Here is a 15,714-nt window from a genome sequence, read left to right on the forward strand (position 1 = left end):
CGCTGAGTTCGGTATAAGACATAGGGGCAGCACCGTACCGGAAAGGTCAGGTGTTGCACTCAGTTTTTGCCGCCGCCAACTTTATATCTTTTCTTTCTACTTCTGCTTACCGGTCAGACCCTGATGGCATCAGCCGCCAATCAGATGGATGCGACTGCCTCGCGTGCAGATGCGGAATGGCACTCACTTAATTCAGACCAGACCCGTTCCTTCTCCTACCAGATGTGGATAAATAAAGATCAGTGGAGGAAGATTGCAGGCGGAGACGATGCGATTCATATCGAGGTATGTCCAGGCCGGTACAAAGCCGATCATTGTCGAGTTCCGGATACTCGAGGCATCAATGCCGTCATGGGAGGAACAGTGACGGGCGAGGCATATTCGCTAAGCGAAGCCATTGTTCGTATGAAAGGCAACGGCGCGAAGGTGTTAAGTGCAACGATGCAGCGAGGTGGAGTTCTAAATATCGTCTATTCGATCCCAACCAACCTGGATAGAACGATCGCGACAAATGACTTTGAAAGCATCGCGGTAGCGACCCCAACTAAAGCTGACGATGAGGCCATCAGCTTCCTCCAAAAGTTGTTAATGGGAGGAGCAACTGCAGTTGTGATCCTATTTCTGTGGATGGCGTGGCTGCTGAGGAACGAAGGAGCTGGCAGCTATGAAAGCCCACCATTGTACTTAGGGATGGTCTGAAGTAGTTGTGTATTTCTGGCTGACTTCAGCCCCTGCCGATTTTAAAAGCGGCAAATCGATCAAAAACGCTCAGATCACCCGCTTATTTCTGTGTTTTTAGCCGCCGCGAGCACCTCGCGGCAGCCATTTCCCACATTACAGGCGCACCTCTCCTGCATTCGCCAGTAAATGTCGGCGCGCCATCCACAGGTTCGACAGCGCGAACAGCGTCACCAGTTGCGCCGTGTTCTTCGCCAGACCACGGAAGCGCACCTTCACATAACCGAACTGGCGCTTGATCACCCGGAACGGATGCTCGACCTTGGCTCGTACCTGAGCCTTGGCCTTCTCAATCTTGCGCGCGGCTTTGTACAAAGCACTGCGCTTATCAAGCTTCTTGTAAGTACTACGGCGGGCGGCGATCTGCCAGATGACCTCCCGGCCTTCATGTTCAGGGCGTTTCTCGACGCCGGTGTAACCCGCGTCGGCACCGACCATGTTCTCATCGCCGTGCAGCAGCTTATCGACCTGGGTGACATCGGCCACGTTGGCCGCCGTGCCCACCACGCTGTGCACCAAGCCCGACTCATCATCGACACCGATGTGCGCCTTCATGCCGAAGTAGTACTGGTTACCCTTCTTGGTCTGATGCATTTCCGGGTCGCGCTTACCGTCCTTGTTCTTGGTCGAACTCGGCGCATTGATCAGCGTGGCATCGACGATCGTGCCTTGGCGCAGCGACAGCCCTCGGTCGCCCAGATAGCCATTGATGACAGCCAAGATGCCGGCGGCTAGTTCGTGCTTCTCCAGCAAACGACGGAAGTTGAGGATGGTGGTTTCATCGGGGATACGCTCCAAGCTCAGCCCCGCGAACTGGCGCAGGATGGTGGTCTCGTACAGCGCCTCTTCCATCGCTGGATCGCTGTAACCGAACCAGTTTTGCATCAGGTGCACGCGCAGCATCGTCATCAGCGGATAGGCCGGACGACCGCCTTCACCCTTGGGATAATGCGGCTCGATCAAGGCAATCAAACCCTTCCACGGCACCACCCGATCCATCTCGATCAGGAACAACTCTTTGCGGGTTTGTTTGCGCTTACCGGCGTACTCGGCGTCAGCGAAGGTCATCTGCTTCATGGGGAAACTCAGCGGGTGGAATCCGGGTATTTTGCCAAAATCTGGAAGTCTTCTTCAGAGTTTCCTTAGCTACTCCACCGGAGGCCGGGCGAATTATTTCGCTGAGTACCCCAGAGCCAATTTCAGTCCACGAGCTCATTCCCATCCCACAGCACCAGGACTCGGGAACTGGGAGTGGATCGGTTCCCTCTCAGGACAGCCCATCCGGCCGACGCCTTTACCTGGATTGATTACCTCAAAATCAGTGCCCAACGCGGACAGATATGCGGCATCTCAAAAGGCTCAGATTGGCAACCTACTTTCATCGCAAGCCAGAGATCATGTGTGTCCACGTTCTGTTTCGAGATTTCCATGCGAATTTCACATATAGCCTGGGCGGGGGTGCTAACCGCCATTCTGATCTCATGCTTGACGGGCCCTCACGCCCATGTGTCGATCGACATCATCGCTTCGAGTTTGACTTCAGCTTTGTGTGTCTTCGTTTTTCATGTCTCCCACGTACGTTTGAAATTGCTACTCAAATTTATGTGCGTTCTATGGATGCTCGCACTCGTCGCTGCAGCGTCTTTGAAAACAGTTGTTTCCCCCCATCTTTTTGCTTGCGCCACCATCCTCACAATACTGCTTGGTGGGGGGCTGACCCTCTGTGTTGTTGGCTTGTATGAGTGGTTGGTTGCTGCATTCAAAAAGGCCGAAGGCTCTCAATCCGTTTCTCCGCCCCTCGCTAATCGAGATGTCGAACCAGCCCAACTTGCGGGACAGATCTAGGCACTCATACGCCAGGGGCTCTGTACGTTGACGGTATTCATCAGCAGGATGCTTGAAATGGAAATCATGGCGACACTAGGCAATTTCTTTCGGGTCATATGGCCTGTCGCGTCCCTTGACGTAGCGGTTGAGCAGGGGGCCAGGGCATGTCTGCTGCCTAAAGGCAATGAGAGTGGCCAAGCTAGACACGATTTAGGTTTTGGTGGTCGAGGCTGGGATGACGTTTACAAGGCCCGCGGAATGACTCACAGGATTCAGGCTGGCGGCGCAGTATTCTGGATGCGCTATCCAACCATCGCAGGCATTGATCGGGCCTTGGCCTACAAGGGCGTGGAGGGGGAGCATGTTCAACTCTTTGAATTATGAGCAGCTCCTTTGAAAATTTCCCATGCTGGGAATTCGAATTGCCTGATTATGAGGTAAGGTGGCGTCATTCTGCTGTGGGTAGGCTTCGCGGAGAAGAACTGTCTGAACGGCGCGCATTCGGCGAGTTTCAAAATCTCCTGAGAACGGAGTCAGAGATTCTCGGATCTTTGAAATTTTTGAGATTCGGGACCTCAGCCAGTTTGCATCTGCTGTCAGCAGAGCATCTGGATTGTGGCGCAGAATCGCGTCCACCTTTGCACGTAGCTCGGTGGTAAGAACTACCCTCCCGAGTACATGAAAATCGTTGTGCCGTATTGTGCTCGCATCTTGTGCGCTCATCGCTGCAGCATTAGATGGAATACCGCAGGCAAATTTGCGGTTGCCAAAGATTTCACAGGCCAACTCGAGAAGATCGCCGCCGGTCATGAATCCCACCTGCAAGGGCACGATGACACGGGCTCCTAAACTAATCCACTTGTTGACCTTGCTTGCGTACTTTCTCCAAAGAGCAATCGTAGCTACTTGATCACCCACAACATCGGGCGCAACGATGCTGAGGCAGTCCGGCCGCTGAGTGTTCAGAAGCAGCGCGTCATAACGCCATACCACCTCATCCCAGTCCATCTTAGTGCCTTTCTGAAAAGCAGTGAATGCACCACTGTCTACGAAAGCATGCCCCCCTTGATTGAGGAAATTGGGTAAAGCAAGCATTAGCTGAGGAAGCGTAAGTGCGTTCGCAACCACGCCGATCGGCATCCCAAGGTCAGCGATGGCCCTGAAATCTGACTTGGCAGTCATTCCCGAGTGATAGGCCGTCTTCCACGGGTGTATTTGTTCGTTCATCTGTAGGACTCGTGTTGTGATAGCCGCAATTTTCCAGCAGCTTTCAAATTTGCAAGAGTCCAGCATCGGCACCTTCTACAGGGCTCGATCTACGTCATGGCGCAAGGTTTTATTGGGATTCTGATAGCTGACGACGGAGCTTACTCATTGGATACCCACTCTCTTTTTACTGACTTGCGTAACGTTGGAATGACTGCGGTATTTCAACTCGATTTTCATCACGACCCTGATGCTGCAACTGTTGAGCTTCTGGAAGCGATATGTAGCCCAGGCCGTGAAAACGGGTATTTCGTGCGAAAGGATTGGAGTGAGGAATCCGAGCTCATTCGAGTGTTGGAACTGCATGGGCTGGGCCAGTCAGTGGATTTGACTGAATGCATCGTCCGAAACTCCATTCCAGAAAACCAAGAATGGGATTTCCAGATATATGAAGCTCTGCAGGTGGTCCATGAAGGCTTGGGGTTCATTCGGACGATTCCTGCTGGCCGGCAAAAAATGGTGAGTCACCTGGCAAATTATTTGTTCGACCTTCCTGTGATGCACTACGAAAGGAACGATGACTCGCTCCGAGAGTTTCGAAAGCAGATCCAGCGAGCCAAGAAGGAGCTGGAGGATGCGGTGGTGTGGTCAAAAGGAACAGCCCTAATCAGCCGCAAGAAGGGACCCAGTGCACGTGTCTTGTTTATCTGTGCAGCAATTTGCGCTGCTGATTCGGCGAGAGCCTACCTGTCGAGCCAGCTTATCTATGGCGCGATTGCGTTAGTTTGTGCAACAGGATGCATCGTTGCGGCAGGGCTTGTAGCTTGGAAATCCAAGCGATCAACCGACAAATGTGAGACTCAATAACGGTCATCTATGCTCGTCCATCAAGCTCATGTATCGTTTAGCCAGATGGAAAAAATACCGAATCAGATGGAGGTTGACTCGGGAACTGATCTTCGGTGGCTGCCTTGCATGTTCGAAATCCCATGAGAGCGTCTTCCCAAACCCTAGAGGCGTTTGGTATGACGACAGAACAGTATCCGGATATTCCGCCGGCCTTTCGGTGGCACGCGATCAAAGTCGCGCTAAGTAAAAAAGGACATTCCCTCAAGTCGTTGTCAAAGGCTTCCGGGGTCACTGGAATTGCCTCAGCAGGAAAGAAAAACTACCCGGCCGCTCAAACCGTAATTGCCAGAGCGCTTGGCGTAGAGGAAAAGGTTCTTTTCCCAGAGCGCTATGATGGGCCGTGGACGGGTGACCTTCAGAGAAAAGCTGAGGGACTCATGCCTGGCTTGTTTGCTTTGCCAACAATTGAGGAGCCAAAACCGCTTTTCATTGCTATGGTCGAGGAACACGCTCTGATCTCCGTAGAGGTTAGTGATATGCCAGCCCAAGATCCTGCCCGATTGTCCTGGATAAAGTCGGCCCTGCGTGAACGAGGCTTTGTGCTTGGAACTTTGGCCTCGCATATCGGTGTTCCGAGGTCAGCGCTGGATAATCTTGGAAGTGCGCGATCTGCCCCAATGCAAGCCCTTGTGGCCACCTGCTTGGGAGTGGCGCCGCAGGCGCTTTGGCCCGAGCGATATGATGAACGTGGCGAACCGATCCAGACTCGTCGCAAAGCAGATCGGCGGCAGTTCAATCGCCGGCAGGGTGATCGCCGAGCCGAATACCAACTTGATCTGACTGAGGGGCTTTGGTTGCCCATTAGAGACCTTACGGGGTTACCTGGTATGGGCTCGGACGTGACTCTCAACATCATGCATGGTGAGAACCTTGGTTGGAAAATGCGAGAGCGCTTTGGCGTCGTTGAGCTTGCATTTGAGTCCCTACCTGTCGAAACCAAAAATTACCTTCTAGGGCCTACTAGCGGTATCAGTTTCTCAGATCCCGACTTCTCCGCGGTTAAGCTTGCTGCAGGCGTAACTAGGATGTCAGTGCGACTTGTAGATGGTGCCGTGAAGCTCGTGGTGCCGCTGGGAGCGCATCACATCGAAGTTGCGCTTGACGCTGGAGATGCTGAAAAGATAGGTCTGGCGTTAGTTAACGCTGCGAATTCTGATCCTTCAGAACAAACGAGCTAGCACCGGACGTTGCACTTATGCCTCCCCGGTTATCTTTAACGCTCAAAAGGAGAATTCTATGCCACTGCTAAATGTCAGCCCCTACATCGCGGTAATCGCCAGTTCCCTGTCCATGGAAGTGATGACCATTTCTTACGCGGATGTCCAGAAAGCCTTGATCAATGCGATGGACTCTGCGGTTTCTAAGGGCCTGTGGAGGCAGGCGGGCGAGAATTTGCTTGTACATCCATTGGCCATTTTGTCCGTTCAAGACGACTGGCAGCACCGTCTGGCCTACATGCTCTGCATCGATTGTGATGCTGGGGAGCAGGTTTTGAGTGGGGAAGGCTTCGAGCTGACGGCTGATTCCTTTGCAGACTTAGTTCGTGCCGCGGCCGCAGCTGTGATGATCGAAGGAGTTGTAGATCACATTTCTCTTCAGCCGACCTTGGCCGAAGCAATTTCGCTTTCGAGCACAAGCGGAGAACCCTTGACCCAATCCCAGATTCGCATTGAGCGCCAGAAGCATGGATTACGCTTGGTCAAAGCTGCCTAGTGGATCGGCGCCCGGATGCGGGGCAGACACAGCCCCTGCGTTCAACCCATCAAAATAGAGTTCCCACCATAAGGTCCGCTTCATCGGGCCAGACGGTTACTAGGGCGCTCAACAGATGCAAATACGGTTCGGCCTCGACGCAGTCCAGCTCAGGAAAGATAAGCAAGTTCAAATCATTTGGGATTCGGAGAAACTGGTGAACGGCCATACCCTGCTGGTGGGGATGAGCGGCGCCGGTAAGACATACCTCCTACGAAAAATGATCTCCCACATGCTTCAGACCTCTGGGCAGGACATTCCAAGAATTCACGTGTTCGATATCCATGGCGACCTTGAAATTCGCGGCGCCTCTGAAGTGCGCTTCAGCGAGCGGTCAAACTGGGGCCTTAACCCACTTCGAGTGAACCCTGATCCCCACTTCGGGGGTATTCGTAAGCGGGTCCAAGCCTTCATTTCGACGATGGACCGGAGCATGCGTGCGATGGGCACCAAGCAGGAGGCCTGCCTTCGTAATCTGCTAATGGACGTGTACGCTCAGTACGGTTTCAAAGCCGACGACCCATCAACCTGGTTGGTCGAAGATGAAACTGCTGTGATGATGACTGACGGTCACGACGATCGCTTATTCATCGACGTTCCGAAAGCTGAGAAAGACGAGGCTAAGGCTCTTGGTGCCCGTTGGAGTGGTGGTCCACTTTACTCGTGGTTTGTTCCCCAAGATCAATACATAGGCCCAGTTACTCGCTGGCCACCTAAACTCATGGCTCGTACTCATCCAAGCATCAAAGATGTTCTGAGAATGGCCCAGAACATCCATCAGCAGTCGTTCCTGGGGACGAGTGCTGAAGCTGTGGGATATCTGGAGGTGGCCAACAGGGCATCATCCTCCTACCGCAAAAAGGTTATGCAGGCGCTTCGTAAGGGTGAGGCAAATTTCGAGGACGAAGCCGCCAAGGTTGACCTAGATAAAGCCAAGGCAAAAGCGATTGATTCGTACACAACCTATGTTGAGTCGATAACCACCGGTAGAGAACTCACCTCGTTGATGAAGTACGACAGCACCGATGTGCTCAAATCTGTCGTCGACCGTCTTCACAATCTCGATGCGATCGGAATATTCAAGCCGGCGCAGCCACCTTTCAGCGAGACCAATCCGGTATGGCGTTACAACCTTCAAGCGTTGTCTATGACGGAGCGCAAGCTATTTGTGCTCTTTCGCCTGGAGGAAATCTTTTTGGCTGCTCTGGAGCGGGGACCGCAGGACAGCATCCGAGACGTAATTATTCTCGATGAAGCCCACGTCTTCGCAGATGAGAGTGAAGACAACATCATCAACACAATCGCCAAGGAAGCTAGGAAATTTGGAATCTCCCTAGTGGCGGCCAGTCAGAGTCCAACTCATTTTCCTCAAGATTTCGTGGCCTCGGTGGCGACAAAAGTCGTTCTGGGAATCGACGAGATTTTTTGGAAACCTAGTGCTACGAAACTGCGCCTGCGAGAGGACGCCTTAGCCTGGGTAACACCTACTAAAACCATGCTCGTTCAGTTGAAGATGAAGGGAGAGACGCAAAATGATTGGCACTGGTGCAGCATTGCGTAAGGCAACCCAAAAGGTTCTTCTTGGTGCATTTATTCTGGTGCCAGTCGTTTGCAGCGCAGATCCGCAGGAAGACAATTCTCGGCAGTTAATTGCTCGTCTAGAGAGCGTCTCGATGCCTATCGGGAAGGGGGCAATTCTGCAAGACCGCAATGGCTGCCTTTGGAGCGTTATGGAAGGCGATAAGGCTCCTCGGATGGCAATGGTCTACGGCGATGATAAAAAGCCACTGTGTCGAAAGGAGGAGGCCTCTGGTCTTAGGGAGGGAGTTACGCCGCAGCCCAACTGATGGTCTAATGACTACTTCACTCGAACATGTGCATGTTCGACTGACAGCTGCTCACTGCAGCACATTTAAGAAACCCTTGGGGATCTCGATCCCCGAGCGGGGATGGGATCTCGACTATTACGGAGATTGCCATGTCCAGAATGCTAAACCAAAACGATGAAGCCGCGCGTTTTGTCCAGTATCACCAGGATGAGGTAGACGGGCTTTTGAAAGCTAGTATTACTGCTGGCAGGCGTTTCGTTCAGGTCTACGGCACCTCGCTGCAGATAGGGGCGTGCCTAAAACTGTCACGCTATCTCGATCTGGCGAATGCTGAAGGCTTTATGCTTCATCTGAGAGGGTACGCAAGCGATTTTGCTGGTATGCAACGAAAGGCGACGTATTGGAATTTGATCGACGCTATTGGAGCTTTGTGCGATGCGATCGGAGCCTCGTGGCCGTACATGAATGTGGATGTAAGAAGCGCCAGACTTGTTCATGCCCAAGAGTTATTGGATGAGACAGGTTTGCTGCTGACGGAATGCTAATTCTGTTTATGTAGACGACAAAAAGCCCGGCTTGCTTGACTGCGAGTCGGGCTTTTTGTTTTAGAGCGTATGGCCAATCGATGGTGCTTCGCTGCAGTATTCGCCGGCGTTCGGGGGGATGATCAGATCGTGTATAGGCGGATGCACATCAGCAAAGGACATAGATGGTCCTGGAGCAGTGAGATCCGTTTCGCATCCCTCCTTGGGCGTATCGAAGCTGAGGAACTCAGTGGGTAGCCCAGCTGCCAAGAGCCCATTGCTCACTGCAGCACTAAATCCAATCAGCAGTAGCGTACCAATGCCTAGACCCGCAGCAAGCGTTTGTCTTGTCAGCACAATGAAAACCTCAAGCGTTTAGACAGGCTTGAGGCTACGCCGGCGCCGATGTTGTTAGCCTTCAATCGGCGCCACTTCGGGGATCCTAAGTTGATTAGTCAATGAGACGCATAATTGCCTGTTGGTCAGCATGACCTTTGGCGATCGGGCTCAGCTGGTGCCGTTCCTCATCGGTCGGGGCCCGGTGTCCTTCTGGGTGTGTCGGATCGACCATGACGTCAATGCTCCCTCTGAGCGCATCAAGGATGCCGTAGTACTGGTAATGCTGGCGCTGTTGATTTGTGTGGTCGCTTCGCTGGTGTGCGACCTCGAGCAGTTGGCCCAAGGCAATGATGTTCGCCGCAAAGGAAGCGCCTTCAAAGGTTAGAGATTCCTCGGCCATCCCGTAGCGGGCGGTGACCTTGCCACTTTCAGGTAGCACCAGCGCTACAGCACCGTTGGGATATTGACGCAACTCATACGCCCCTCCCTGATACTGATCTTGGAGTAAATGCTTCATTGCGTTAAAGACAGCCTGTTCGAAGGCGACACAGTAGGGGCCATAGATTTCGAACATCTTCTCTGGAGTGAGCGGCAGCGTTGAATACGGTAGGGTGTTTGTGTCTGGCAGCATTACGAGGTTCCTTGTGGTCAGAAGCCTTGAGGATGCAGCAGATCTTAGAAGTGCAAGCCTGCCTGCGATCAGCCTGCAGGGTTGCAAGTGTAAAAGCCCGTAGTAGCCTTCGAATGTTATGCCATGCCTGGGTAAGCCCTAGGGTTTGAGTAACGCGCCGGCAGAAGCTGGGCTTGAAAAGGATATTTTTTTGTCGACGATTGATAATACTCGCTTGGCCAACACGAGCCTTTCTTTCGGCCGATGGCCGGTTTGGATCGCAGAGGCTGTTCCGGTGGCACTCCGAGTGCTCCCGTTCTTCTTGGCGCTGACATTTTTCGCCGCGATGACGGCGATCTTGCTGCTCTTAACGGTAGGGAAAACGGCCTTCCACTTATTCAGCCTGGCTAGCCCATTGGTATTCATCATTATTGCGATGAGTGCGTGGAAGTCGGGAATGCTGCCTGGCTCTCTGGTGATTAGCCAAAGCATTGGCGAGGGATCCCCTTGGCGGAGATTCTTCAAGATTGCAGCGCCTTTGGCGCTGGTGATAGGAGGCGTTCTAAACCTAATTACATTGGCGGCCATGTTCGGAGCAGATTTATCTGCGTGGAGCCAGGGTGATCTGCCTCGGACTACATTTCCATTAGAATTGCTCAATCCAGAAAAGCGTACGCTTTTAGTGATTCTCTACACTACAGCAGTTGAGCAGCAACTGAGCTTGATGCCATTGTTCATCGTTATGGGTGGAAGGTTGGAGCCATTATTGGTGGCTGGTGTAATCGCTCGCAGAATTAACTGGGAACAGGCATTCAAAATACAGGCGAGTCTGAGTAAAAGAGAGAAACTTTGCTTGGGACCGATGCGTCTCCTAGTTCTTGGTGGCGTATGCTTACAGGCTTCTGCGCGAGTTCTTGACGCGACCTCAAGCTGGGTCGGTGTTGGGCTCTTGCTAGCCAGCATCTGTGGGTGGTTGTTTTATTGCTGTCTAATTACAGTTGCAGCAAAAGATGTATTGGCTGAGCTACCTAAAGAATGAGTTCGCGAAATGGCTGATCTTGACAATGTTGAGATTTTCAAAGTTAAACCTGTGGTTAGCAGGCTGCGTTATCTCCTTGGTCAATATGTAAAAGACCGTGAAAGGGAGAATGAGGAAGATTACCAAGGTTCGTTTCACATTTTTGAGCAGGATGAGCCCCTCTGTAGAGCCTTGTTCGTCACAGAGTATGCTTGTAAACACCTCGATTATGAGTTTCTCATGACGATCATTAACTGCCTAGTGGTCGATTATGAGGTGCGTGATCCAGTTGAGATTTGCAATAGGATGATAAGTTACATCAAGGAAACCAACGGATTCCGGGACTGGGTAGCTATCTTCCCAGTCGGGTTCAATACCTTCATGGAGCGTAAGCCATTAAGCGGCGAGTTCCAGATAGGAAGGTTTGTGCTAACTGAGCCAAAAAAATCCCATTCTGATTTGAATGATTTTTTGAACAGAAAATATGGATATTCGCAGCTGGTTTATGAAGATTATGTGCATTATTCGCGCGATAATGTGAGTAATTCTGCTTTCAAGAAAAATGCCCTTCTTTCATTTGAAATGCATGGGTCTGAAGATGCTGTCAAATTTTCTGCTATAACAAAATTCAATCATTTTCGAAGGGTGTTCGAGCTGTTTACAGCGATGTCTGGTTCGCCAGGTGCCATTTGGTCGCAAGGACAGCGCGATATTCATCATTGTTTTTTAATAAACAAGGATTCTGGTGGTGTTGAGTTAAATCCCCTTAATGTGCGATCCAACATTGGTGGGAATTATAATGAGCGTTTCATGGAGTTTGCGAAAGAAAATGACTTTGAGTATTTCGTCAATTTAATTTTTTATTCTGATGATAGGGTGTTTTCGCGTATTCGAAGCGCACTGTATTTCTTCTCAAAGGCCTATAATGGGCGCGACCATGTTATGAATTTCTTGTCATACATGATTGCTATTGAGTCGCTCTTTGCTCGTTCGGAGAAACAGAAAATCAAAGAGACGTTGGCTGGCTTCGTTTCTCGGCTAAGTTACCCATCTCATTTGCACGAAAAATACAGCGATGTCGTGAAGGACCTATACCGTCAGCGATCTGATCTGGTTCATTCGGGAAAGTTCGACTTGAGAGATGATACGCTGGACCTGGCAAAAGACGTCGCCGGCTCGACAATTTTATCATGTCTCAGATTGCACCGAGATTTAATCGCTGAAGGTAAAGCTGTTGACATTCAATCTAGATATTTTCGTTTTCTAGATAAGATGTCACGAGAGGAGTCGGTGGCCGCATCGGATGTGTCAGTTGAGCGTCCGACGGAATGATAATAAAAGCTTGTGTTTGGAGCCGACTGACAGCAAAGGCAAAATCGGTAGACCTAAAATATGAGCTACTATATTAGTAGGTGATTTTGAAATGGTACGTGAAATGGGCGAGGGAACAGATTTGCATGCGAAGCGTTCTTTGGCTACTGACGTGATGCGGCTCAATCGCGCTTATTTCGAGGATGGTTGCGCATGCATTAACACATCAAAGGTAATCCAAATTTGCCCAACGAATATGGATGATGCATCTGCTGTAGCGTTTTACGAAAAGTCGTGTATTTGTTCGCGAAATTATATTCAGCGTTGATCGTGTATTGGTCAAAGGTTGGTTATTGCAAAGGCAAAAAAAAACCCGACCGAAGTCGGGTATCTTTCCCACCGGAGTGGTGTTTTGCCTAAGCCTGGTAAGCCAGTTTCCTGGAAAAAACCCTGCAGTGCAGGGTGGAGGCGAATGGGCCCTTTCGTTCGGCTTGCGCGTACTTGATGTAGCTCATTCTCTTACCATCTGCGACTGCAGTTGTTTTTTGGATAGGATCATCCGAGGCACCGACTGCTGACCTCGCCGTCCAGAAGAAGAATCTTCTGAACAGGATACACAAAAATGTGTATCCCAGCTTTATGGACAGTGGCAGCCTTCTGGACGTCTAAAATCAAGCAACGTGCAACCTCCCACCAAGGGTGGAGGGTGAACAGAAATAGGGTATGGAAGGTGTTTCAGAGAATGCTGCAAGCAGCTTGGCTATACGCCAGACCGATGATCATGCACCGGTGGAAGAGGCTGCATAATGCCAGTGGTTTGGGACGGGCGCAATATCTGCCCCTCAAAACATCTCTAATCTGACACTGAGGCCATAAAAAAAGCCCCTCGAATGAGGAGCTTTGTTGGCCCTCGTTAGGCTTGGACCCACGACTCTACAGTGTCGCCACCGTACTCTTGCTTCCAATTCTTAAGAGTTTTGTGGTTGCCACCTTTGGTCTCAACGATTTCGCCGTTGTGAGGGTTTTTATAGACCTTCATTACGCGTTCACGACGCTGCGCTTTGACCTGAGGATTCGCTTTGGACGAGGAGTTGCGCCCAGCCTGGGGATCAAGAAGCGCGATGATGTCGCGCAGAGATTTTTGATATTCGCCCATTAGGGACCGAAGCTTACCTTCGAACTCCAACTCCTTTGCCAACCGATCGTCTTTGGACAGTTCCTCGAGGCGGCGCTGCAACTCCTTGATCGATTCTTCCGTGCTGCGGTATTCATTGATGAGGGACATGCAATTCTCCATTGGTGCATCAGCGGGGTCGTAGGCCGCTTATGTTAAAGGCTTCGCTTCGGTCAGCGAAGGGGGCAAGACTCGAAACAGGGGCCAATTGGCAATTCTAGCCGGTGCAGCGTCTGCGATGATCGGGGTCCAGTTGTGTTACCCCCCTTTATGGCCCAGCAAGAGCGGGCCATTTTTTCTTGCATATTCGGAAACTCCTGTTCAATTGAATTATTGATATGGAGGTGCCTTTGAGCACGACTCAAGATTTTTTTCGAAGCAAGGTGACGACCGTTCCATTATTGGCTCCCACGCGGGGCGTGGAGATACGGGGCTTCTCAGCATTGGACGCCCGCAAGCTGCCAATTCGGAGTTGTACTGGATCCTCGGATCAATCCAAGCCGGTGTCAGCTACAAACCTCGATAAAACTGCGACGTCCTGGATAAAGACTAATGGCTAAAAAATCGCACCACTCGTCAATTCTCTGGCCAGAGTTCGCTGACTGCGCGATGGATCTCTTGGCTCCGATCGGCCAATTCTTCAAGGACGCCAATGCCATACATGCTGGCAGCCGCGGAGAGTCTTTCGCTCTTGAGAATGGAAAAACAAAGCGGCTAGTGTCACTCGATGTGCGCCGTACCTCAATGAGCGCGCAAACAGATCGTTTGGACACTCGTCGCATGGACGTTAGGTTATTCGTTGGGTATGGGGTGTATGGAAGCGTAGGTACACCGGTTGTTGTTGGATCGCTACGCCAGGAGCTGCAGGACAAGGTTGAGCAAATCCTTTGCAGTCGAGTACCACGAGATTCCGGCACTTCTCTCAGAGTCGAGTTTCAAGACGGCTCACTCGAAATCAAGGCCTCCGGTAACGCTCAAGGGTGGACATTGCATGCCAGTTTAATGATCAGCCATTGTGCTTTGGCTAGGGTTGTTGCAGCCCGTCATGCTCACTCGCTATGATTTCTGAATTGATGAGGCAGCTTGAGCTGCCTGTCATGGGCCTCTGGCCAACCAGCTGTTATGCAGCATATAACCACCCTCGCGGGCTTCTATCCCGCAGGGGGAGGGGTTCGCGTATTATCGGAGCTCCTCCATGAAAAAAATGCTCGTACCGCTGCTGTTCGTGATGCTTGTTGGGTGTGCCAAAAGCGCTCCCTCCATCCCAGATCATGATCCGCGGCTGTATACCGGCTCTTCGCGTATCGTTCCCGTATGCCAGCGATTCAGCACTACGTTCCAGTGCACTTGGATTGAGTTAGCGCCCCGGCACGAATCAAAGGCATCTGAAGCGGTCCACGTAGTGACAAAAGTCGACGGTATAGCGCTGTAATTCGTCAGGAAAGAAACCCGCCTTGTGCGGGTTTTTTTTGGCCAGAATTTACTCGAAACCATTTGCACCCTGACCTAGTTGGTAGCAAGCCCCGACTGCTGTTATCGGTTCTTGGCGTCCACGTTGGGCTTCTTTTGCTTAGATTTTGGATTCTGATACCAAGGTGCGAGGACATCCAGCAGCTACTTAGCTACTATCCGCGGCTTACGCATAGGGACACCTGCAAGATCACAGGACAAACGCATGCCATCTGTACAAAACCCGATCGCCCTGGCCGCACTAAATCGCGCGCTCAATGCCGTTCGAAATGGGCCAGCACCCCGCCCGAAGTACGACAGCAGAACCGCTGACAAATTTAATATCCGTGGTTATCAGGAGCTCTTTGACGAACTGGCCGGAATCGGCCGACATCAAGGGCGAAGCATGAACTCCGAAGCCGTAGCCGGTATTCTCGACGCCTTGGGGGGGCGTGTGCGCTCAGTCGCCATGCTGAACATTTTAAAGGCAAATCTGGGGGAGGAAGTCAGCGCCCGCGTGCTGGCTGAACTGCCTGATTTCGATCTGGAACTATGCAAGACGCGCAGTAACTGCGTGCTTCGATTCCCCCCTCACGTCCGTGAGACGATTCGAGATGGAGTGGCAAATGTCACAATGGACGCTACTACAATGAACCAGTGGATGCTCGACGCATTGGTGCAGTGGGTTCAGGTGCAGCGCCAGCAGTACGCGCTGCTGACGGCAGCGATCGCTATGAATCAGAAGGTGTTAGGGACCCGCTGAGCGCAGCCGCTCGCGCTCTCGGTAAATCGCCTGCTGCATGAAATACAAGCCGATTAAGTGTCCGCCATGCAGGTCGTTCCAGGCCTGCTGGACAACCTCGTAACAGCCGTCCAACTCTTTGACCAAGCGTCGATAGTGCTCAATCTCGATCGTCAGGTTGCGAATTTCCTGCGCCGGATATGCGCGGTAGATCCGGCGCAGATCGGGTAGCATGGTCGGCGCAAAGGGTGGGAGTTCTTTTGCCATTTTTGGTTTGTCATCTGTA

Annotated in this window: 16 protein-coding genes; 11 read left to right on the forward strand and 5 right to left on the reverse strand. The window is 51.7% G+C overall.

From position 1 onward, the window contains the following. Positions 1-123: 123 nt before the first annotated feature. Positions 124-699, forward strand: coding sequence for a hypothetical protein (locus tag D3M70_RS30710; RefSeq protein WP_133306545.1), 576 nt, complete (start codon positions 124-126; stop codon positions 697-699). Positions 700-834: 135 nt separating this feature from the next. Here the strand turns inward: D3M70_RS30710 and D3M70_RS30715 are convergent, their stop codons facing one another. After that, positions 835-1,815 carry an IS5-like element ISPre1 family transposase gene (locus tag D3M70_RS30715; protein WP_120129932.1) on the reverse strand — a complete coding sequence of 327 codons (981 nt, stop codon included), beginning with the start codon at positions 1,813-1,815 and terminating at the stop codon, positions 835-837. 174 nt (positions 1,816-1,989) lie between these two features. Between D3M70_RS30715 and D3M70_RS30720 the strand changes: the two genes are divergently transcribed. Both D3M70_RS30720 and D3M70_RS30725 read left to right on the forward strand, forming a co-directional pair. After that, on the forward strand, positions 1,990-2,583 hold the full coding sequence (locus D3M70_RS30720; RefSeq protein WP_120129933.1) for a hypothetical protein: 594 nt from the start codon (positions 1,990-1,992) through the stop codon (positions 2,581-2,583). A gap of 57 nt (positions 2,584-2,640) precedes the next feature. Continuing rightward, on the forward strand, positions 2,641-2,949 hold the full coding sequence (locus tag D3M70_RS30725) for a hypothetical protein (protein ID WP_120129935.1): 309 nt from the start codon (positions 2,641-2,643) through the stop codon (positions 2,947-2,949). On the opposite strand, the gene D3M70_RS30730 is transcribed toward D3M70_RS30725, so the two are convergent. Next, a complete protein-coding gene (locus D3M70_RS30730) occupies positions 2,944-3,792 on the reverse strand; it encodes a hypothetical protein (protein WP_177418497.1) in 849 nt (282 codons plus the stop codon). The genes D3M70_RS30725 and D3M70_RS30730 overlap by 6 nt on opposite strands. Positions 3,793-3,888: 96 nt before the next feature. Here D3M70_RS30730 and D3M70_RS30735 point away from each other — a divergent pair, with 96 nt between their 5' ends. From D3M70_RS30735 to D3M70_RS30760, 5 genes are all read left to right on the forward strand, one after another. Continuing rightward, on the forward strand, positions 3,889-4,638 hold the full coding sequence (locus D3M70_RS30735; RefSeq protein WP_120129936.1) for a hypothetical protein: 750 nt from the start codon (positions 3,889-3,891) through the stop codon (positions 4,636-4,638). A 158-nt stretch (positions 4,639-4,796) separates the two neighbouring features. Continuing rightward, positions 4,797-5,858 (forward strand): helix-turn-helix domain-containing protein, encoded by a 1,062-nt coding sequence (locus D3M70_RS30740; RefSeq protein WP_165869935.1) that lies wholly within the window; start codon positions 4,797-4,799, stop codon positions 5,856-5,858. A gap of 58 nt (positions 5,859-5,916) precedes the next feature. Then, complete coding sequence (locus tag D3M70_RS30745) at positions 5,917-6,393, forward strand: hypothetical protein (RefSeq protein ID WP_120129939.1); 477 nt, start codon at positions 5,917-5,919, stop codon at positions 6,391-6,393. A gap of 115 nt (positions 6,394-6,508) precedes the next feature. Next, a complete protein-coding gene (locus D3M70_RS30750) occupies positions 6,509-7,993 on the forward strand; it encodes a DUF5710 domain-containing protein (protein ID WP_120129941.1) in 1,485 nt (494 codons plus the stop codon). Between the two features lie 417 nt (positions 7,994-8,410). Then, a complete protein-coding gene (locus tag D3M70_RS30760) occupies positions 8,411-8,806 on the forward strand; it encodes a hypothetical protein (RefSeq protein ID WP_120129944.1) in 396 nt (131 codons plus the stop codon). A 430-nt stretch (positions 8,807-9,236) separates the two neighbouring features. Here the strand turns inward: D3M70_RS30760 and D3M70_RS30765 are convergent, their stop codons facing one another. Beyond that, positions 9,237-9,755: a hypothetical protein gene (locus D3M70_RS30765; RefSeq protein ID WP_120129945.1), complete on the reverse strand. Its 519-nt coding sequence runs from the start codon at positions 9,753-9,755 to the stop codon at positions 9,237-9,239. 190 nt (positions 9,756-9,945) lie between these two features. Here D3M70_RS30765 and D3M70_RS30770 point away from each other — a divergent pair, with 190 nt between their 5' ends. Beyond that, on the forward strand, positions 9,946-10,773 hold the full coding sequence (locus tag D3M70_RS30770; RefSeq protein ID WP_120129947.1) for a hypothetical protein: 828 nt from the start codon (positions 9,946-9,948) through the stop codon (positions 10,771-10,773). Positions 10,774-10,782: 9 nt separating this feature from the next. Further along, a complete protein-coding gene (locus D3M70_RS30775; RefSeq protein WP_120129948.1) occupies positions 10,783-12,084 on the forward strand; it encodes a HEPN domain-containing protein in 1,302 nt (433 codons plus the stop codon). An 892-nt stretch (positions 12,085-12,976) separates the two neighbouring features. Here D3M70_RS30775 and mvaT read toward each other — a convergent pair. After that, the gene (gene mvaT / locus D3M70_RS30780) at positions 12,977-13,348 is read right to left on the reverse strand and encodes a histone-like nucleoid-structuring protein MvaT (protein WP_120129950.1); all 372 of its coding nucleotides are present in this window, start codon (positions 13,346-13,348) and stop codon (positions 12,977-12,979) included. A gap of 1,564 nt (positions 13,349-14,912) precedes the next feature. Between mvaT and D3M70_RS30790 the strand changes: the two genes are divergently transcribed. Next, positions 14,913-15,449 (forward strand): Arc family DNA-binding protein, encoded by a 537-nt coding sequence (locus D3M70_RS30790; RefSeq protein WP_120129953.1) that lies wholly within the window; start codon positions 14,913-14,915, stop codon positions 15,447-15,449. Here D3M70_RS30790 and D3M70_RS30795 read toward each other — a convergent pair. After that, complete coding sequence (locus D3M70_RS30795; protein ID WP_133306546.1) at positions 15,435-15,695, reverse strand: hypothetical protein; 261 nt, start codon at positions 15,693-15,695, stop codon at positions 15,435-15,437. The genes D3M70_RS30790 and D3M70_RS30795 overlap by 15 nt on opposite strands. Between the last annotated feature and the right edge of the window lie 19 nt (positions 15,696-15,714).

The sequence above is a fragment of the Pseudomonas sp. LS-2 genome (assembly GCF_003605735.1).
Taxonomy (GTDB): domain Bacteria; phylum Pseudomonadota; class Gammaproteobacteria; order Pseudomonadales; family Pseudomonadaceae; genus Aquipseudomonas.